The organism is Promicromonospora sp. NPDC052451, assembly GCF_044547525.1.
In the GTDB taxonomy this organism is placed as follows: domain Bacteria; phylum Actinomycetota; class Actinomycetes; order Actinomycetales; family Cellulomonadaceae; genus Promicromonospora.
Map to the genome: position 1 here is coordinate 588,527 of NZ_JBIUAP010000002.1, position 18,992 is coordinate 607,518.

Here is an 18,992-nt window from a genome sequence, read left to right on the forward strand (position 1 = left end):
CGCCGCCCGGCGCACCGGCGCAGGCACCACCAGGCACCACCAGGCACCACGAGGAGGAACATGCGCACCGTTCACGGCACCAGACAGCACTCCCCGCGCACCGCTCACCCGTCCGCCACCCCCCGCAGGGCCGCCGGCGTCGTCGCGGCGCTCGCGGCCGCGGCCCTGCTCGGGTCCGCGGCACTTCCTGCCGCCTACGCCCAGGTGCCCGGGCACGGGCGGCACCACCCCCGGCCGCACCCGCAGGTGAGCACGGCGACGTACACGCCGAGCGACGAGAACATCGCCAACCCGCAGCGCGGCTTCTACCACCACACCGAGACGCACTACCGCGCCGACGGGTCCGGGTACACCCCGCTGGACCAGGCCACGCTGGCCGGCTACCGCGCGGAGGGGATCACCCAGATCCTGCGCGTCTTCTACCTGGAGAAGTTCGCAGGCACGCCGCAGCTCGACCAGGCGTTCCTCGACCTCGTGCAGGCCGACTACGACACCGCCCGCGCCGCCGGCGTCTCGGTCATCACCCGGTTCGCCTACGCGCAGGGCGGGGAGTGGCCCTACAGCCCGCCCTACGGTGACGCGCCGCTGAGCACGGTCCTGGCGCACATCGAACAGCTCGGTCCGCTGCTGCGCGCCAACGCCGACGTCGTCCCCGTGGTGCAGAACGGGTTCGTCGGGCTGTGGGGCGAGGGCTACTACACCGACCACTTCGTGGCCGACCCGGCCGACCCCGGCGTCGTCACCGACGCCGACTGGGCCAACAGGTCGGCCGTCACGCAGGCCCTGCTCGACGAGCTGCCCGAGAGCCGTTCCGTGCAGGCGCGCACCATGCTCTCCAAGCAGCGCCTGCTGGGCGTGCCCTCCGGAGCGGGCAGCGCGGTGGGCCCCGACGAGGCCTGGACCGGGGCGACGATCGCACGCGTGGGCCACCACAACGACTGCCTGCTCGCCTCGCCCGACGACTTCGGCACGTTCCTGTCCGACCCGATCACCCTCGACCAGGAGTACCTCGAGGCCGACAGCCGGTACGTGCCCGTGGGCGGCGAGACCTGCGCCGTCAACGCGCCCCGCTCCGAGTGGGCGAGCGCGTCGGCGGAGCTGGCGCGCTACCACTACAGCTATCTCAACCGCGACTACAACCAGGACGTCCTGAACTCCTGGGGGCAGGCCGGGATCGCCGAGACCGCCCGCCGGCTCGGCTACCGGTTCGTGCTGGAGTCGAGCTCGGTCTCCACGCAGGGCAGCGCCCCGACCGTGAGCGTGACGGTCCGCAACGACGGCTGGGCCGCGCCCTACACGCCGCGCCCGGCCACGCTCGTGCTGACCCGGGCCGACGGGACCGAGGTCACGGTGCCGTTCGGCTCCGACGCCCGGACGTGGCAGCCCGGCACGACGACGACGCTGACCGCGGCGCTCGCCGACGTCCCGGCCGGGACCTACACGCTCGCGCTCGGGCTGCCGTCCGCCGACGCGGGGACGAGCGGGGACCCGCGCTTCGCGATCCGCACGGCGAACGTCGGCACCTGGGACGCGACGCGCGGCGTGAACGTGCTGGAGGGGACGGTGACGGTCGGGTAAGACGTTCCCGGCAAGCCGACGGAGCCCGGGTCAGGACCGTCCCTGACCCGGGCTCCGTCAACGGCGCGGCGACGTCGTCACCCCTTCACCGACCCCGAGGCCAGCCCGGCCACGTAGTACCGCTGCAACGCCACGTACAGCAGCACGCAGGGGATCATCGCGATCACCGACCCCGCGGCCAGCAGCCCGAAGTTGACCTGCCCGTACGCTCCCTGCTGCAGGTTCACCAGCGACACCGGCAGCGTGTACAGGGTGGAGTCGGTCAGGAACGTCAGCGCCCCGAGGAACTCGGTCCACGACGCGAGGAACGCGTACAGCGCGGCGGTGGCGGTGCCCGGCACCACCAGGGGCCGCAGCACCGACACGAGGATCCGCATCGTCCCCGCCCCGTCCACGTGCGCGGAGTCCTCCAGCTCCGCGGGCACGGCGGCGAACGTGTTGCGCATGACGAAGATGCCGAACGGCAGGTTCACCGTCGTGTAGAACAGCACGAGCCCGAACAGGCTGTCCGTGAGGCCCATGACGTTCATCTGCAGGTACAGCGGCGTGAGGATGGCCTGGAACGGGATCATCAGCGTGACGAGCACCAGCCCGAACAGGATCCCGCGGCCCCGGAACGGGAACCGGGCGAACCCGTATCCCGCCAGCGTCGCGAGCGCGGCGGTGAGCACCGCCGTCGAGACCGACACGATCGCCGAGTTGAGGATGCCGCGCCACACCTCCGGCTGGTCGATCACCGCCCGGAAGTTGACCCAGGAGAGGTCGAAGAACCGGTCGTCCGGGGCCGCCACGATCACGTCGCCCGGCTGTCCGGCCCGCACGAACGCGACCGCGAGCGGCACCAGGAACACCAGCGCGGCGAGCGTGCCGCCCACCAGGTAGAGCGTCCGCTTGACCCGCGTGTCCCGCTCGGGCCCCGAGGGGCGGGACGCCGCGGCCGAGCCTGCGGAACGTCCCACGGCGGCACCCCGCGGCGCCGAAGTCACAGCAGTCATGTCAGCTCCTCTCCCGCAGCAGCCAGAACTGGGCCGCGGTGACCAGACCGGTGATGACCACCAGCACGAGCGACATCGCCGTGGCCGCCCCGAGCTGGAGCTGCACGAACGCGCGCCGGTAGATGGCCATGACGATCGTCGTGGTGTCCGACCCGGGCCCGCCCTGGGTCAGGATGTAGAACTGGGTGAACGCGAGGAACGAGCCGATCACCGACAGGATCACGGTCATCGCGATGGTCCGGCGCAGCATCGGCACCGTGATCTGCACCTCGCGCTGCCACCACGAGGCGCCGTCGATCTCCGCCGACTCGTAGACCTCGCGCGGGATGCCCTGCATGCCGGACATGAGCAGCACCATCGTCAGCCCCGACACGCCCCAGATCACCATGACGCACAGCAGCCCCGTGGCGAGCGGGCCGTCCACGAGCCACGCCGTCGTCCCGTCCGTGAGGCCCAGGAACCGCAGCGCCACGTTGACCATGCCGCTGTTCGGCTGGGCCTCCAGCAGCATGAGAAAGCTCAGCGTCGTCAGCCCGATGACGAACGGGACGAAGAAGATGGTGCGCAGCAGCGTCGCACCCCGCCGGTTGGACCGCACCAGCACGGCCAGCCCGTACCCGAGCAGCAGGATCGGCAGCGTCACGATCGCCGTGTACAGCAGCGTGTAGCCCAGTGCGCTCCAGAACGTGGGGTCCGTGAGCACCGAGGCGTAGTTGTCGAGCCCGATGAACCGGTACGGGCCGATCAGCGGGAAGTTGGTCAGCGAGATGTACACCGCCACGACCAGCGGCACGAACACGAAGACGACCACCAGTGCCACGGCGGGCGTCACCAGGGCCAGCCCGGTCCGGTGGGGGTGCGTCAGGGTCCCGCTCCTGCGGCGGCGCGGGGGCTGCGGGGCCGACGGCGTCGCCGGGCCCGACGTCGGCGGGCGGCCCGCCACGGTGGGCGCGCTCATGCCTGCGCCTGCCTCAGGATGCGGTCGTACGTGGTCTGGGCCTCGTCCATGGCGGCATCGACCTCCCCGTCGAAGACGGCAGAGCGGAACATGCGCAGCCATGGTCCGTCCTGCTGGTTGTAGATGAGGTTGTAGGCGAGCGTGGTGGGCGCGTAGCCGCGGTCGATCGCCTCCAGCGGCGGCAGCACGAACGGGTTCTCCCGCGCGAACTGCGGCGTGACGACGTCGGACCGGACGGGCGAGTAGAAGCCCTCCGGCATGCGCGACTGCTGCTCCACCGAGACGGCGAACTTCATGAACTCCCACGCCGCCGACGGGTTCCTGGCCCCGTTGGGCATGCACAGGTTGTCGCCGCCGTCGAAGAAGGCACGCCCGCCGTCGGGTCCGGGCAGCATGACGACCCGCGTGCGCTCCAGGAGCGCGGGGTCCGCGTTCGGCACGACGACGCCGTACCCCGCCGGGAACATCCCCAGCCGGCCTGCGGTGTAGTCGGCGGACCAGCGCGACGCGTCGTCGGAGAAGCTGCCGGGCGGTACGAGCCGCTCCGCCCACAGCGTGCGCTCCAGGTCGAGCGTGCGCCGCAGGGCCTCGTTGCCGGCGACGTCGCCGCGCTGGCTGCCCACGTCGCCCGCGATGAGGTCGCGGTCGGTGGCCCACACGTGCGGCTGCACCGTGAACCCCAGCGCGCCCGAGGCGTTGCCGGGGAAGGACCAGCCGTAGACGTCGTCGTCCAGGGCGGTGATGGCGCGGGCCGCCTCGAGGATGCCGTCGAAGTCCGCGGTGTGCTCGTCGACGTCCAGGCCCGCGCGGTCGAACAGCTCGGTGTTGCAGAACAGCACCGAGAAGTCGCCGATGAACGGCAGGCCGTAGTGCCGCCCGTCCTTGGTGCTCAGGGCGAGGTGCCCGGGGCTGAGCGCATCGCCGATGCCCAGGTCCTCGATGAGCGGCGTGAGGTCGGTGAACGCGTCGCGGTAGGCGAACAGGGTCGAGTAGATGTCGTCGATGTCGATCACGTCGGGCACCCGCCCGCCGCGGATCGCGGTGGCGAGCTTGGTCACGTACTGCCCGTTCTGGATGGGCGTGACCTGTACCCGGATGCGGTCCTGGGCCCGGTGGAACGCGTCCACCACGGCCTGGGTGCCGTTCACGGTGTCGGATCGGCACCACAGGTTGAGGGTGCCGCTCGCGTTCTCGCCGAAGCCCGGGGCCTCGACGTCCGCCGGCCGCAGCGTGCCGCCGCAGCCGGCCAGCGCGGCGGCGACCGTCGCCGAGCCGGCCAGCGTGAGGAGCTGGCGTCTGGTGAGCTCCATTGCTCTCCTTCCGTACGCGTCGTCGCGTGGGGGGTTACGGGCCGGAGCCCGGGGTGCGGGACCGGCCGGGTGCGGCCGGCCCCGCGTGGGACAGCGGGTGGGTCAGCGGGTGGGCACCCAGACCCGCATCGGCTGCGGGCCGCGGTTGGCCCACGCGTAGTAGGGGATGGCGGTCAGGGTCACCTCGCGGGCCGGGCCCTCGGCCGACGGCGCGGCCGAGTACGGCGTCGTCGCCTCCGCGTCCGGCCCGGGGACGACGGCGCCGCGTGCCCGCACGACCGTGACGCCGCCCAGCAGGTCGGGCCGGAACTCGTCGGACAGCGTGGCACCGGCGTCGATCCGCAGGTCGTCGACGACGGCGCCGTCCTCCTGGTCGGGCTGCTCCAGGGCGTAGACCAGCGGGCCGCGCTCGACGGCGACGCAGCCGCGGACGGCGTCGACCCGCGGGTCGGCGACCGTGAGGCGCGGCGTGAGCGGCAGGTCGAGCACCACCGTGTCGCCCGCGGCGAACCGGCGCGTCACGCGGGCGTACGTCCCCGCAGCGGCGGGGGAGCCGTCCAGCGTAGCGCCGTCGGCCCAGGCGGGGACGCGCAGGGCGAGCGTGGCCTCGCCGTCCGGCGCTTCCTCGACGTGCAGGGCGATGCGGCCCTCGTCGGGGTAGCGGGTCTCGACGCGCAGGCGCAGCGTGCCGCCGTCCAGGGGTGCGGTGACCGTGCCCGGCGCGTACTGGTGGAGCTGCAGGCCGGAGCCGTCCGCCGTGGCGAGGTAGCCGGTCAGGCTGGAGACCGTGCGCATGATGTTGGGCGGGCAGCACGCGCAGCTGAACCACGAGCGGCGGCCGTGGGCCGGGCTGCGGTCCTCCTCGGCGTGCGCGTCGCTGCGCAGCTGGAGCGGGTTCACGTAGAAGTACTCGGTGCCGCTCAGCGACACCCCGGCCAGGAAGCCGTTGAGCAGCATGCGCTCGATCTGGTCGGCGTACCGGGGCTCGCCCGTGGCCAGGAGCATGCGCCACGCCCACTGCACGCCGCCGATCGCCGCGCACGTCTCGGCGTAGCCGCGGTCGGTGGGCAGCTCGTACGGATCGCCGAACGACTCGCCCTCCCAGCGGGCCCCGAGGCCGCCGGTCACGTACTGCTTGCCGCGCTCCATCGCGCGGTACTGGGTGTCGAGGGCGGCCAGGAGCTGGGCGTCGCCGGTCTCGATGGCCACGTCGGCGGCACCCGCCCCGAGGTACACCGCGCGGACGGCGTGCCCCTCGACCGTGGTGGCGTCGCGCACCCGCACGCGGTCCGAGAAGTAGGTCGGCGCCTTGCCGTGGCCCTCGATGATGCCGGTGCCGCGCGCCTCCACGAACCAGCTCGCGAGGTCCAGGTAGGCCCGCGTACCGGTCTCGCGGTACAGCTCCACCAGGCCCATCTCGACCACCGGGTGGCCGTCCACGTCGCGGAGCTGCCCCTCACCGTCGCCGAACGTGGCCACGAGGTGATCGGCGAGCCGGACCGCGACGTCGAGCAGCTCGGTGTGGCCCGTGCCGCGCACCTGCGCGACCGCGGCCTGGAACAGGTGGCCCGCGCAGTACAGCTCGTGGCTCCACGGCAGGTCGCTGTACCGGGGCACGTTGCGCAGCGCCGGCACGGAGTCGAGGTAGCCGTCGTCGGCCTGGGCTGCCGCAAGGAGCGCGGTGACGCGGAGCTGGTCGGCCAGGAGCTGCTCGTCGGGTTCGCGGGCGTACTCCCAGGCGGCGGCCTCCAGCCACTTGTGCACGTCCGAGTCGGCGAAGATCGGGCCGATCGCCTCGCCCTCGGCCTGGCCCGCGGCGATCTCCAGGTTGCGCAGGTTGCCGGCCTTGCCGAGCTGGTCGAGGCCCTCGGGGATGGCGGCCGCCCGGTTGACGTCGGCGGTGCGGCGCCACAGACCGCCGTCGATGGTGACGTGCCCAGGGGCGAGGGGCCGGAGCAGCACGCGGGCGTCGGCGGAGGGTTCGGCGGGGCCGCGGGTGGTGCCGCTGGGCGTGAGGGTCGTCATCGGTCGCTCCTTCGGGACGGGAATCTCGGAAACAAGGAATCCGATTTCCTGATCGTAGAGAGTCCGGCTCGTGCACGTCAAAGGTCTGGGGAGGATCTACGATGACGGTCTGGACGGAAACAGCGGAAACAAGAAGGTGGGTGCGGGATGGAGCGGGGACGGGTGGTGCGGATCACCGACGTGGCCGCCCTGGCGGGCGTGGCGCCCGGCACGGCGTCGAAGGCGCTGAACGGGACGGGGTCGCTGCGCGAGAGCACCCGGGAACGGGTCCGCGAGGCGGCGGAACGCCTGGGCTTCGTCCCGGACGTGACCGCGCGGTCACTCTCGGCGCGGCGCAGCTTCACCGTCGGGCTGCTCAGCACCGACTCGGCCGGCCGGTTCTCGCTGCCCGTGGTGCTCGGCGCGGAGAACGCGCTCGTCGGCGGCGAGCTGTCGGCGCTGCTGGCCACCGCCCGGCACGACCCGGTGCGCGAGCAGCACCACGTGCGTGCCCTGGTGGCCCGGCGGGTCGACGGCATCATCGTCACCGGCCGCACCACCGAACCGCGCGAACCCATCCGCGTGCCGATGCCGGTGGTGTACGCGTTCGCGCCGTCCGCCGACCCGGACGACGTCTCCGTGGTGCCCGACGACGCCCTCGGCATGCGACTGCTCGTGGAACACCTCGTGGGACTCGGCCGGCGCCGCATCGCCTACGTCGGAGGGCGGGCCGAGCAGGCGGCGTCGGTGGTGCGGCACGACGCCCTGGCCGCCGAGCTGGCAACCCGCGGCCTCGCCCTGGTGGGCCCGCCGCTGTACGGCGACTGGTCGGAGCAGTGGGGTCGACGTGCGGTGGACCTTGTTCTGGGCCTCGACGCCGCTGCCGGGGGTGACAGGCCGGCCGTCGACGCCATCGTCTTCGCCTCCGACCAGCTGGCGCGGGGCGGGTGCGACCGGCTGCGGGAGCTCGGGGTGCGGGTGCCCGACGAGGTGGCCGTCACCGGGTACGACGACTGGGAGGTCATGTCGCTGGCCAGCCGCCCCCCGCTGACCACCGTGGACATGCAGCTCGAACGGCTCGGCCAGCGCGCGGCGGAGCTGCTGATCGCGGCGATCGAAGGTGATCCTGGGCGAGGGGTCGAGCGGCTGGCGCCGCGGTTGGTGGTGCGGGCTTCTACGTTGGGGGATGCGTAGGCGGGGGTGCCCGGGGTGCCTGGGGTGCCTGGGGTGCCTGGGGTTTCGGTGGGTTGCGGTGTTCTCGGCCCGGGGCGGGCGTACCGGGGGTGCTGGGTGGTGCTTACCCGGGGGGCCGGGGTGTGCTGCTTGCCGGGGTGCCGGGGCGGGCGTGCTTGCCTGGGTGTGCTGGTGGCGCGGATGCATGCCGGGGCATGCCGATCGGGGCCGCGCTCGGACGGCCGCCGAAAGTCATGTTCTACCCAGTCATCAGGCCCAGAATCCCGCGTCATTGTGGGCCTGATGACTGGGTAGAACGCGACTTCGCGGCGGGCACGCCGGGCGGGAGGGGACAGGTGGGGCGGTGGTCAGCCAGCCGGGGAACGGGCACGACGCCGTGCCGCCTCTGCATCGTTGGTCAGCACGGTCAACGGCACAGCCCCAGCGCGGTCGCCAGCGCGGTCGCCAGGGCGGTCGCCAGCATGGCCACCAGCACGGCCACCCGGTGTATTTGGCTGGCGTCGCCGCCGTGCCGACCGGATATGATCGGTCCGTCGGCCGGGGCCGTCCGGGCGAAACCTCAGGTGGCGGCCGGTTTCCTCCGCCGACGGCGGGCTGTGGCGCAGCTTGGTAGCGCATCTGCTTTGGGAGCAGAGGGTCGCTGGTTCGAATCCAGTCAGCCCGACACGTCTGGCCTGGTGAACCTCTGGTTCGCCAGGCCAGAACGGACCCGAGATTTGAACTCCCCGACAGAAACCCGACACTTTGGTGTCCTGGACGCCCGTCCCACGACGGGCTTCGCAGAGCGTGACGGTCACCTCGCATCGTCGCCCATGGCGCCGGGTTGTCGGGTAGCTCCCCACGCCTTCCTCGGATACCTCAATGGCATGCGACAGGTGGGGCGCAGCCTCTCCGGGCAGCCACCATCATGACCAAGAAGCCGCTCCGAGGTCGATGAGGTCACCCCTGTTCCTGGTGTCGACCGGAGTGCCGAGCTCACGCTTTGCGCTCCCGCTGGAGGGTCCTTCGTCGACGGCAGGTCCCCGTCGTGGGTGCGAATGTGAGTCTGATGGGAGTCTCCGCTGTCCGCCGGATGCCAGGCCGCCGGTGGCTACTGCCGTCCCGCGTGTACGTCGGGGGAGGCGATCGACTCTCGCCAGATGATCTGGTTGAGGGGTTCTTCGTGCTCGGGTGGTGCTTCCTTGCGCAGAGCTGCTACGAGCCGGAGCATCGCTCGGCGCCCGGCCTCAGCTCGGTTGGTGTCTACCGTGGTCAGCGAGGGGAAAAGGAACGGGCCGACGTCGTAGTTGTCCCAGCCGGTGATGCTCAGGTCTGCGGGTACGGTCCAGCCGCGCTCGGCAGCGCCGCGCATCACTCCGACCGCCACGAGATCGTTGACGGCGATGACAGCGACCGGCGGAGTGCCATCGGGAAGGGCTCGCACCGCCTCGACGCCGGTCTCGCCGGTCCAGCCGTGGCCGACGACTCCGAGCGACTCGAGCCCGAGGTGTTCGATCGTCTCGGTGAACACGTGTTCTCGTGCTCGTGCAGAGAGGAAGTCGGAGGGCCCCGCGACGTGCAGGAAGCGCGTGTGGCCGAGGGATGCCAGGCGCTCGATGAACAGCCTCACCGGAGTGGCATCGGCGAGCTCACCGGCTGAATGCATCTCGTCGTTGAAGTTCGCCGACATGACGATCGGGACATCGGGCGGAGCCTTGGTCTCGAGGCCGGGCTCGACGGGGGCGAAGGACAGAACGCCCTCGAACTCTCCTGATCCGGCCAGTTCCAGCACGCGCTGGCTACGGAGCCCGATGTGGCCGTCGACGCTGTGGACCTCCATCGTGTAGCCGGCGTGCTCTGCCGCGGCACCGGCACCGGCGAGCATGCGTACGGGGTTGTAGATCGGGAGTCCCATCACCACGGCGACGCGGCCGGTGCGCCTCGTGCGCATCGCGCGCGCCACGAGGTTGGGCTGGTAGTTCAGCTCCTCGACGGCGCGTAGCACCCGCTTGCGAGTCTCGGCCGAGATCGACCCCTTGCCCGCGAGGACGTACGAAACCGTCGACTGCGCCACGCCCGCACGGCGTGCGACATCGCGGCTGGTGGCCCGCTCCGCCATGGTCCGTTCCTCTCGTCGTCGTCCCGGACGCACCAGTGTGCCCGCCCTGTCCGTCCGACAACGTTCTTGACACCGGTCGCCGGCGCAGACACTATACCGATACGTATCACTACCGATACGTATCACTGCCCGTGCCGCCGAAGCGGTCGCCACGGGCCTTGCGACCTCAAGGAGGAGGGAAAGTGTCGTGAGCGCGATCATTCCGCAACGCCGCCGTCGGCGATCCTGCAGTCGATTCCCCTGGAGCTACCTGTCGGGCGCGCGGCCCGGGACATGGCGGTGCCCGCGATGAGCGCACTCGGCGAGCTTCGTCAGCTGCGTGCCCACCGTGCGGGTGGAGCTGGCGGCAAGAGCGCGAAGGCTGACGGCCGGGCCGCGCTCGGGTTCCTCGCGCCGTGGCTCGTGGGGTTCGTGGGCATCACGCTCGGTCCGATGCTGGTGTCGCTCTATCTGGCGTTCACCAACTACAACCTGCTCCAGGACCCGGTCTTCACAGGTCTCGACAACATCGAGCGGATGCTCGGCGACGAGCGCCTCGCCCGGTCTCTCGGGGTGACGTTCGCCTATGTCCTCGTGTCGGTGCCGGTCCAGCTTGCTGTCGCGCTGGGTATCGCGGTCCTCCTTGACCGGGGCCTACGCGGTCTCCCGCTGTACCGGTCGGTGCTCTATCTGCCCTCCCTCCTAGGTGGGAGTGTGGCCATCGCGGTCCTGTGGCGCCTTGTCTTCGGGGCCGAGGGCCTTCTGAACTCGTTCCTGGCATTGTTCGGCATCCATGGACCGGCGTGGATCGCCGAACCGAGCACAGCGCTGGGCACCATCATGGTGCTTCACGTGTGGACCTTCGGCTCGCCCATGGTCATCTTTCTTGCGGGTCTTCGCCAGATTCCTACGGAGCTTCAGGAGGCGGCACAGGTCGACGGGGCGTCCCGATGGAGGCGGTTTCGCTCGATCACCCTGCCGCTGCTGAGCCCGATCATCTTCTTCAACCTGGTGCTCGGGATCATCGGATCGTTCCAGGCGTTCACGCAGGCCTTCATCATCTCGAACGGCAGCGGTGGACCGGCGGACTCGACCCTCTTCTTCTCCTTGTACCTCTACCAGGAGGGATTTGCCGGCCTGAGAATGGGCTACGCCTCGGCCCTCGCGTGGTTGCTGCTCATCATCATCGGAGCGTTCACGGCGATCAACTTCTGGCTCTCCAAGTATTGGGTCTTCTACAATGACTAATCGCCAGCGAAAGATCCGCTCGTCGATACGGAGCGTGACGACACACGGCGTACTCATCCTCGTCGTGCTGGTCATGTTGTATCCGCTCCTGTGGATGCTCGCGAGCTCGGTCCGGCCCAACAGCGAGATATTCACGAACTCGGGAATCTTCGTCGACACGTTCGACTTCTCGCACTACCCGGATGGCTGGAACGCCCTGCAGCGCCCTTTCGGCGCATATCTTGCGAATTCTGCGATCGTGGTGGCTGGTTCGGTCATCGGGAACGTGCTCTCGTGCTCGATGGCGGCATACGCTTTCGCGCGCCTGAACTTCTCGTGGCGGCCGGTCGCTTTCGTCGTCATGATCGTGACGATCATGCTGCCGGTCCACGTCCTGATCATTCCGCAGTACGTGCTCTACGCGCAGCTGGGCTGGATCAACACCTTCCTTCCGCTCATCGTGCCCAAGTTCCTCGCCACGGATGCGTTCTTCATATTCCTCATGGTGCAGTTCATCCGTGGAATTCCGCGCGAGCTGGACGAGGCGGCTCGTCTCGACGGTGCGGGGCACGTGCGGATCTATGTGCAGATCATGCTTCCGTTGATGGTGCCGGCGATCGCCACCACCGCGGTGTTCACGTTCATCTGGACCTGGAACGACTTCTTCTCCCAGCTCATCTTCCTCACCAAACCCGACGGGTACACCGTGCCTGTCGCCCTGCGCTCGTTCATCGACGCGCAGTCCCAGTCAGATTTCGGCGCGTTGTTCGCCATGAGCGTCGTATCGCTCGTCCCGGTGTTCTTCGTCTTCCTGTTCGGCCAGCGGTTCCTCCTGCGAGGGATCGCGACGACCGGCGGGAAGTAGACGCCGAACCATCGAGCACCACCCATTTCACGTCAAGCTGACACGGAAGGCAGTTTTCAATGCGACGGATACACAAGGGCGGGGGGCTGGCGGCGCTGGCAGCCGTCGGCATGCTCCTCGCGGGCTGCGGGATCGCTTCTACCGGAAGTGGCGATGTCGAGCTCTCTGAGCAGGACGTCACGATCTCCATGACCTGGTGGGGCGGGGATGCCCGGACGCAGGCCACGCTGGAGGCCATCGAGCTCTTCGAGGCAGACCATCCGAACATCACCGTCGAACCGCAGTTCGCCGACTGGAGCGGCTACTGGGACCGGCTGGCGACGACGACAGCCGGAGGCGAAGCCCCGGACGTGATGCAGTTCGACGAGGTCTACCTCGCCTCCTACGGGGCAAGGGGCGCCCTGACGGACCTGGAGTCTCTCTCCGGCGTCCTGAAGACGGACGACCTCGATGACTCGGTGCTCGACTCGGGTCGGGTGGGCGAGCAGCTGCTGGGCCTGCCGATCGGTGCGGCGCCGAACGGCGTCATCATCAACAAGAGCCTGTTCGAGAAGTACGACGTGCCGCTGCCCGACACCACGTCGTGGACGTGGGACGAGTTCAACGCCACAGCGGAGGCGCTCTCCGACGCCTCGGGCGGAGAGGTGCGCGGCGTCAACCTCTTCGGGGCCGACACGTTCAGCCTGCGGATCTGGGCGCGACAGCACGGTGACGAGCTGTTCGACGCCGACGGCAACGTCGCCATCAGCGCCAAGACCGTCGAGGACTACTTCAACCTCGAGCGGAGCTGGATCGACTCGGGCGCCTCGGCGTCCGCCACCGAGTGGGCCGAGACCAGCGGAGTTCCCCTCGACCAGAGCTCGATCGTCACCGGTGGTGTCGGCATGATGTTCATCGCGGCCGGCTCGTTCCCCTCCTACCAGGCGGCGGCACCGGACTTCGAGTACACGATCGCGAACTGGCCGACGGACGACTCGACCCAGGACGGATTTCAGTATCTGAAGCCGTCCATGTACTGGTCGGTCTCCTCCAGGAGCGAGCACCCGGCCGAGGCCGGTCTGCTCGTGAACTTCCTCAACAGCGACGAGCGCGTCGCCAAGCTGTTCGGGGTGGAGCGCGGCGTCCCGGTCAATCCGGCCATGAACGACGCCATCGCGGGCTCGCTCGACGAGGCGAATCAGCTGGTGGTCGACTTCACGGAGGACATGGGTCAGGAGTCCGGGCCGAGCTCCCCGGTCACACCGAACGGCGCCAGCGACGTCCAGACCGTCGTCGGCCGCTACAACGAGCAGGTGCTGCTGGGCCAGATGTCCGTCGAGGCGGCGGCGGCGGGCTTCATCGACGAGGTCCAGAACGCGATCGACGCCGCGTCCTGACCTCCCGCGGCAACCACCAGGCGAGGCGCTGTCCAGCGGTCACAGCTCACTGACCGCTGGACAGCGCCGGTATCGCCGTCGTCCCGGCGGACGACTTATCACGTTCCCCACGACAGGAGACAGAAGTGATCAAGGTTGCCATCATCGGCACCGGCAACATCTCGATACTCCACATGGAGGCCTACCAGGCCTTCCCGGACCGCTGCTCCGTCGTCGCGCTCGTCGACGAGTCGATCGACAGCGCCGAGGCGAAGCGGAAGCAGCTCGGCCTTCGCGACGCGCGTGTCTACGTCTCGCACGAGGAGCTCCTCGCGCAGGAGAACGTCGACCTCGTCAGCATCTGTACCCCGCCGTCCACCCACGAGCAGATCGCCGTCGACTGTCTCACCGCCGGCGTGAACGTCCTGTGCGAGAAGCCGATGGCGCCCTCGCTGGCCGCGTGCGATGCCATCCTCCGGGCAGAAGCCGCGAGCGGAGCACTGTTCTCCTCCGTGGCGCAGAACCGGTTCCGGGACGACGTCGTCACGCTGAAGTCGGCCGTCGACTCCGGCCTGATCGGTCCGGTCACGCGTGTGCAGGTGGACTCGGCGTGGTGGCGCGGGCTGTCGTACTACGACCTGTGGTGGCGCGGGACCTGGGAGCAGGAGGGCGGAGGCCCGACGCTCAACCACGCGGTGCACCACATCGACCTGCTCCTGTGGCTCCTGGGGGAGCCGGAGGCCGTGACGGCGGTCCTGACCAACGCCGCTCACGAGAACGCCGAGATCGAGGACCTGTCGGTCGCCGTCCTGCAGTACGAGCGCGCCCTGGCGACCGTCACGAGCTCCGTGGTCGACCACGGCGAGCGGCAGCAGATCGTCGTCCAGGGACGGGACGCCGGCGTAAGTCTCGACGGGGTCGTGGTCGCGGACGTCGCTCAGCCCAACGGCTTCCCCGCACCAGGGGGCAACACCACGTTGGTGGACCGCCTGCACGCGCTGGCCGACGAGCACGTCCCGCTGTCGCACCTGGGGCACCAGGGGCAGGTCGACGACGTCCTGAGAGCGATCGAGCAGGGCGGGCGTCCCGCCATCGACGGCCGGGCCGGGCGGCTGACCATCGAGGTCATCACCGCCATCTACCAGGCCGGCATCGAGCGTCGAACGGTCGAGCTGCCCCTGACCACCGATGATCCCTACTACCGCAGCGGCACCATCGCGGAGCGCGCGCCGAGGTACTTCACCAAGTCGGCGTCCGTACGGCATCAGGCCGGTGCGATCAGCGTGTCCGGCGAACATGGCGTCGACGTCGCCGGGCGAGCACGATGAACGCCGGCGACGGGGCGACGTACGCACCGGCACCCCTGCCTGCACCGGTCGTCGAGGGGGGAGAGTTCGTCTTCGCCGCGGTCGGGCTGGACCACGGTCACATCTACGGCATGTGCGAGGGCCTCATCGGGGCCGGCGCCACGCTCAAGTGGGTGTACGACCCCAGTGCCGCGCGAGTTGCGCAGTTCCGGGACCGGTTCCCGGACGTTCGCGTGGCTCGCCGGGCTCCCGTTCGTTGTTGCGCCAGTAGGTGCGTCTGCTGAGGTCCGCTTCGAGAACGCGATCTGGCATGGTTCGACACGGCGAGCATGCCAAGCCGCGTCTCAAAGCGGGCAAGGCACCTGGCTCGAAGCTCCGGGTTCCGTGCGGTGAGCGCGCTGCGGCCCAGTACTGGACGGACGAGAAGCACTGCGTCGTGCATCCCGGACCCGGCTACTCGTCGTCGGCTCGGGCCGGCGTGACGCGGACCTTGAGGTTCTTCATCAGGGGCTGGTTGCTCTGTGTGCTGTAGTCACTGATTCCGACCAGAGCGTTCATCTCCGGCATGTAGCCCGCGGCGCTGCCCCGGGGCAGGTCGTACGCCAGCGCACGATAGCCACGCAGCTCCCGGACGCTTCCGTCCTTGGAGGTGGCGACGATGTCGACCAGTGTGCCCTGGGGGATCCCGCGTGAGGTCATGTCCTCGGTGTTCATCAGGATCAGGGTGCGCAGGTTCTTGATCCCGCGGTAGCGGTCGTTGTCGGAGTAGATCGTGGTGTTCCACTGGTCGTGTGACCGCATGGTCTGCAGCACGAGCACGTCGTCCGACTCCGGGACGACGTCGGGCAGCGGGGCGCAGGAGAACTCGGCGCGTCGGGTCGGTGTGTGGAAGACGAGCTCGCGGGCGGGCTGCTCGATCCGGAACCCTCGGGGGCGGCGCACCCGGGTGTTGAAGTCCTCGAAGCCGACCAGAGCTCGGGCCATCACGTCGCGGATCCGGTCGTAGTCCTCGACGTACCACTCCCATGGGGTGGTGCTGTCGGGCAGCGTGGCCCTGGCCATCGCGGCGATGATCGCGGGTTCGGACAGGAGGTGGGGCGAGGGTGGTTTCCGGTGGCCGCGTGAGAGGTGCACCATGCTCATCGAGTCCTCGACGGAGACGGACTGAAGTCCGCTGCGCTGGGGGTCGCGTTCGGTGCGGCCCAGGCACGGCAGGATGAGCGCCTTGCGGCCGTGGTCGAGGTGGCTGCGGTTGAGCTTGGTGCTGACGTGGACGGTCAGCTCGCACCGGTGCATGCCGGCTGCCGTGTATACGGTGTCGGGAGCCGCGCGGACGAAGTTGCCGCCCATGCCGACGAAGACCTTGACCGCGCCGCGGTGCATCGCCTGCACGGTGGCCACCGTGTCGAGGCCGTGCTCAAGTGGCGGACGGATGTCGCAGGCCGCGGCGAGCCGGTCGAGGAACTCTCGCGACGGGCGGTGGTCGATGCCGCAGGTGCGGTTGCCCTGGACGTTGCTGTGGCCGCGCACGGGGGAGGGTCCGGTGCCTTCCCGGCCGAGGTTGCCGCGCAGGAGCAGGACGTTGACGATCTCGCGGACGGTGTCCACGCCGTGCTCGTGCTGGGTGAGGCCCAGGCACCAGCTCATCAGCGTGCGGTCGGACGCCAGGTAGATCTGACCGGCCTTGCGGATCTCCGACTCGCTCAGGCCGGACTGCGTGGTCAGATCCGCCCAGGTGGTGGCTTCGACCAGCCCGCGGTACCGGTCTGATCCATGGGTGTGCCGTGCGAGGAAGGCCTGGTCGACGGCGGCGGGGTGGGTGGCGTGGGCCTCGAAGACCGACTTGGCGATCCCTCGCAGGAGCGCGAGATCCCCGCCCGGGCGTACCTGGAGGTTGAGGGTGCTGGTCCTGGTTGCCTTGTTCAGGGCCATGTCGGCGACCTCGTGCGGGATGATGGCGCGCCGTGCTGCGGCTTCCACGAGCGGGTTGACGTGAACGATCTGAGCGCCCCGTTCGTATGCGTGGGTGAGCGCGGTCAGCATTCTCGGCGCGTTGGAGGCGGCGTTGACGCCGAAGATGAACAGCGCGTCGGCGGTCTCCCAGTCGTCGAGGTCGGCGGTGCCCTTGCCGGTGCCGAGGGCTGCCTGCAGGGCCAGGCCCGAGGCCTCGTGGCACATGTTGGAACAGTCCGGCAGGTTGTTGGTGCCGTACTCGCGGGCCATCAGCTGGTACAGGAACGTCGCCTCGTTGCTGAGCCGGCCAGATGTGTAGAAGGCGGCCTGGTCCGGGCTGTCCAGGCTGCGCAGCTCCTGCCCGATCATCGCGAACGCGGCCGCCCAGGTGATGGGTACGTACCGGTCGGTTGCTGCGTCGTACGACATGGGCTCGGTCAGGCGGCCCGCCGCCTCCAGGTCGGCGTCCCGCCAGCCGCGCAGCTCGTCGACGGCGTGAGCGGCGAAGAAGTGCCGGTCGGCGCGTCGGGCGGTCATCTCCCAGGCGACGTGCTTGACCCCGTTCTCGCACAGGTCGAGCGCCAGGCCTTTCAGGTCGTCCGGCCACGCGCAACCGGGGCAGTCGAAGCCGCCGTCGGAGTGGTTCATGCGGGCCATGGCGCGCGGGCCCGAGACGACGGCGCCCTCCTTGGCCAGGAACGTCCCGACCGACCGGGCAGCGCCCCACCCGGCCGCCGGATGGTGATAGTCCGCCTGCGACCACGACGGGTCCGGCGTCTGGTGTGCCTCGGGGTCGGTCATGCGTTGCTGCTCCTGTCGGGGACGCGGTTTCTCGGGCCTGTCCGGAGCCGTGCACGCCGGTGCGCCGGGCGCACCATGCTCGGGCGGGCTCGTCTCACGTGGCGGCGGGCAGTGGCGTCCGTACCCGCCCGACGGTCGTGACGTAGAGCAGCAGGCCGGCGCTGGTCAGGACGGCGCCGGCCCAGACGGTGGACAGGGTTCCCCAGCCGGCGCCGAGGGTGATGGCGCCGCCGATCGCGCCGAGGGAGTTGGCCAGGTTCAGGGCGGCGAGGTTGAGGGCGCCCATGAGGGTGGGGGCGTCGGGCGCGAAGCCGGTGAGCCGGACCTGGATGGTGGGGATGGCGAACATCATCGTGGCCCCGGTGCCGAAGAAGCAGAGCAGCAGGACGGTGAGGTTGTTGCCGGCGATGCCGATCAGGACCAGGAAGACGAGCACGCCGCCGTACCCGTAGAGCAGGCCGCGGCTCTCGTACCGGTCGGCGACGCGTCCGCCCAGGCCGTTGCCTACGGCCATGCCGATGCCGAACACGGCCAGTGCGAGGGGGATGAGAGCGGGGTCCTGGTGGGCGGCGTCGGTGATGAAGGGGCCGATGAAGGTGTAGACGGCGAAGATGCTGGAGATGCCGAGGGCGGCGACGGCGACCATGAGCCAGACGTTGAGGCGGCGCAGGGCGCTCAGCTCGTTGCGGATGGAGCCGCCGTGCAGGTCGCTGGTGCGCGGCAGCCAGGCGACCAGGGCGGCGCCGGCGAGCAGGCCGATGACGACGACGGCCCAGTACATGGCGCGCCAGCCGGCGTTCTGCCCGATGTAGGTGCCCAGGGGTGAGCCGACGATGGTGGCGACGGTCAGACCGCCCATGACGGTGGCGAAGGCTTTGCCGCCCCGCCCGGGACCGTAGACGTAGGCGGCGACCACGGCGCCGGCCCCGAAGAACGCGCCCTGGACGCTGCCCGCGATGAACCGGAACACGACCAGCAGGGCGAGGTTGGGTGCGATGGCCGACAGTCCGTTGCCGATCAGGAACAGTGCGACCAGGCCGAGCAGGAGGGTGCGGCGGTTGGTGCGTGCGGCGATCAGCGTGATGGCGGGGGAGCCGATCATGACGCCGAAGGCGTAGGCGGTGATGGCGTAGGTCGCTACGGGGATGGACACGTCCAGGTCGGCGGCGAAGAGCTGGATGATGCCGTTGCTGCCGAACTCGCCGGTACCGATCGCGAACGTGCCCAGCGCCAGCGCGAACAACGCCAGCCGCGGGTTGCGGCTGGGTGCGGTGGCGGCAGTGTGGCGCGGCTCCTCGGCTTCGCACTGCGCCTGGTAGGCATGCTCGTGCATGGGTTCCTCCGTCGTGAGGGTCAACGATCTCTGGC

Annotated in this window: 13 protein-coding genes and 1 tRNA gene; 7 read left to right on the plus strand and 7 right to left on the minus strand. The window is 70.1% G+C overall.

Translation table 11 applies throughout. From position 1 onward, the window contains the following. The first annotated feature begins 60 nt into the window (after positions 1–60). Entirely contained in the window at positions 61–1,578 is a 1,518-nt protein-coding gene (locus ACIG47_RS05585; protein ID WP_397429966.1) for a DUF4832 domain-containing protein, read from the plus strand. A gap of 77 nt (positions 1,579–1,655) precedes the next feature. On the opposite strand, the gene ACIG47_RS05590 is transcribed toward ACIG47_RS05585, so the two are convergent. From ACIG47_RS05590 to ACIG47_RS05605, 4 genes are all read right to left on the minus strand, one after another. After that, positions 1,656–2,573: a carbohydrate ABC transporter permease gene (locus ACIG47_RS05590; protein ID WP_397409873.1), complete on the minus strand. Its 918-nt coding sequence runs from the start codon at positions 2,571–2,573 to the stop codon at positions 1,656–1,658. A 1-nt stretch (position 2,574) separates the two neighbouring features. Then, positions 2,575–3,531, minus strand: coding sequence for a carbohydrate ABC transporter permease (locus ACIG47_RS05595; RefSeq protein WP_397409875.1), 957 nt, complete (start codon positions 3,529–3,531; stop codon positions 2,575–2,577). Next, a complete protein-coding gene (locus ACIG47_RS05600) occupies positions 3,528–4,841 on the minus strand; it encodes an ABC transporter substrate-binding protein (RefSeq protein ID WP_397429967.1) in 1,314 nt (437 codons plus the stop codon). The genes ACIG47_RS05595 and ACIG47_RS05600 overlap by 4 nt, the downstream gene beginning before the upstream one ends. Positions 4,842–4,943: 102 nt before the next feature. After that, entirely contained in the window at positions 4,944–6,866 is a 1,923-nt protein-coding gene (locus ACIG47_RS05605) for a glycoside hydrolase family 127 protein (protein WP_397429968.1), read from the minus strand. A gap of 147 nt (positions 6,867–7,013) precedes the next feature. Between ACIG47_RS05605 and ACIG47_RS05610 the strand changes: the two genes are divergently transcribed. Further along, complete coding sequence (locus tag ACIG47_RS05610) at positions 7,014–8,039, plus strand: LacI family DNA-binding transcriptional regulator (RefSeq protein WP_397409881.1); 1,026 nt, start codon at positions 7,014–7,016, stop codon at positions 8,037–8,039. Between the two features lie 590 nt (positions 8,040–8,629). Continuing rightward, positions 8,630–8,703: transfer RNA gene (locus ACIG47_RS05615), tRNA-Pro, on the plus strand. A 426-nt stretch (positions 8,704–9,129) separates the two neighbouring features. Here the strand turns inward: ACIG47_RS05615 and ACIG47_RS05620 are convergent. Then, positions 9,130–10,137, minus strand: coding sequence for a LacI family DNA-binding transcriptional regulator (locus ACIG47_RS05620; RefSeq protein ID WP_397429969.1), 1,008 nt, complete (start codon positions 10,135–10,137; stop codon positions 9,130–9,132). A gap of 288 nt (positions 10,138–10,425) precedes the next feature. On the opposite strand from ACIG47_RS05620, the gene ACIG47_RS05625 reads away from it, so the two are divergent. From ACIG47_RS05625 to ACIG47_RS05640, 4 genes are all read left to right on the plus strand, one after another. Beyond that, the gene (locus ACIG47_RS05625; RefSeq protein ID WP_397409885.1) at positions 10,426–11,364 is read left to right on the plus strand and encodes a carbohydrate ABC transporter permease; all 939 of its coding nucleotides are present in this window, start codon (positions 10,426–10,428) and stop codon (positions 11,362–11,364) included. Next, positions 11,357–12,208 (plus strand): carbohydrate ABC transporter permease, encoded by an 852-nt coding sequence (locus tag ACIG47_RS05630; protein WP_397429970.1) that lies wholly within the window; start codon positions 11,357–11,359, stop codon positions 12,206–12,208. Before ACIG47_RS05625 ends, ACIG47_RS05630 begins: the two co-directional genes overlap by 8 nt. A 59-nt stretch (positions 12,209–12,267) precedes the next feature. Beyond that, positions 12,268–13,584 carry an ABC transporter substrate-binding protein gene (locus ACIG47_RS05635; RefSeq protein ID WP_397429971.1) on the plus strand — a complete coding sequence of 439 codons (1,317 nt, stop codon included), beginning with the start codon at positions 12,268–12,270 and terminating at the stop codon, positions 13,582–13,584. Positions 13,585–13,709: 125 nt separating this feature from the next. Further along, a complete protein-coding gene (locus ACIG47_RS05640) occupies positions 13,710–14,891 on the plus strand; it encodes a Gfo/Idh/MocA family protein (protein WP_397429972.1) in 1,182 nt (393 codons plus the stop codon). Positions 14,892–15,323: 432 nt separating this feature from the next. Here ACIG47_RS05640 and ACIG47_RS05645 read toward each other — a convergent pair whose 3' ends face one another. Together ACIG47_RS05645 and ACIG47_RS05650 are read right to left on the minus strand one after the other, a co-directional pair. Next, entirely contained in the window at positions 15,324–17,624 is a 2,301-nt protein-coding gene (locus ACIG47_RS05645) for an FdhF/YdeP family oxidoreductase (protein ID WP_397429973.1), read from the minus strand. A gap of 94 nt (positions 17,625–17,718) precedes the next feature. Further along, complete coding sequence (locus ACIG47_RS05650; protein ID WP_397429974.1) at positions 17,719–18,957, minus strand: MFS transporter; 1,239 nt, start codon at positions 18,955–18,957, stop codon at positions 17,719–17,721. Positions 18,958–18,992: the final 35 nt, after the last annotated feature.

Coding starts and splice junctions, on each gene's coding strand:
- ACIG47_RS05585 (WP_397429966.1), top strand. CDS start 61: ATGCGCACCGTTCACGGCACCAGACAGCACTCCCCGCGCACCGCTCAC.
- ACIG47_RS05590 (WP_397409873.1), bottom strand. CDS start 2,573: ATGACTGCTGTGACTTCGGCGCCGCGGGGTGCCGCCGTGGGACGTTCC.
- ACIG47_RS05595 (WP_397409875.1), bottom strand. CDS start 3,531: ATGAGCGCGCCCACCGTGGCGGGCCGCCCGCCGACGTCGGGCCCGGCG.
- ACIG47_RS05600 (WP_397429967.1), bottom strand. CDS start 4,841: ATGGAGCTCACCAGACGCCAGCTCCTCACGCTGGCCGGCTCGGCGACG.
- ACIG47_RS05605 (WP_397429968.1), bottom strand. CDS start 6,866: ATGACGACCCTCACGCCCAGCGGCACCACCCGCGGCCCCGCCGAACCC.
- ACIG47_RS05610 (WP_397409881.1), top strand. CDS start 7,014: ATGGAGCGGGGACGGGTGGTGCGGATCACCGACGTGGCCGCCCTGGCG.
- ACIG47_RS05620 (WP_397429969.1), bottom strand. CDS start 10,137: ATGGCGGAGCGGGCCACCAGCCGCGATGTCGCACGCCGTGCGGGCGTG.
- ACIG47_RS05625 (WP_397409885.1), top strand. CDS start 10,426: ATGAGCGCACTCGGCGAGCTTCGTCAGCTGCGTGCCCACCGTGCGGGT.
- ACIG47_RS05630 (WP_397429970.1), top strand. CDS start 11,357: ATGACTAATCGCCAGCGAAAGATCCGCTCGTCGATACGGAGCGTGACG.
- ACIG47_RS05635 (WP_397429971.1), top strand. CDS start 12,268: ATGCGACGGATACACAAGGGCGGGGGGCTGGCGGCGCTGGCAGCCGTC.
- ACIG47_RS05645 (WP_397429973.1), bottom strand. CDS start 17,624: ATGACCGACCCCGAGGCACACCAGACGCCGGACCCGTCGTGGTCGCAG.
- ACIG47_RS05650 (WP_397429974.1), bottom strand. CDS start 18,957: ATGCACGAGCATGCCTACCAGGCGCAGTGCGAAGCCGAGGAGCCGCGC.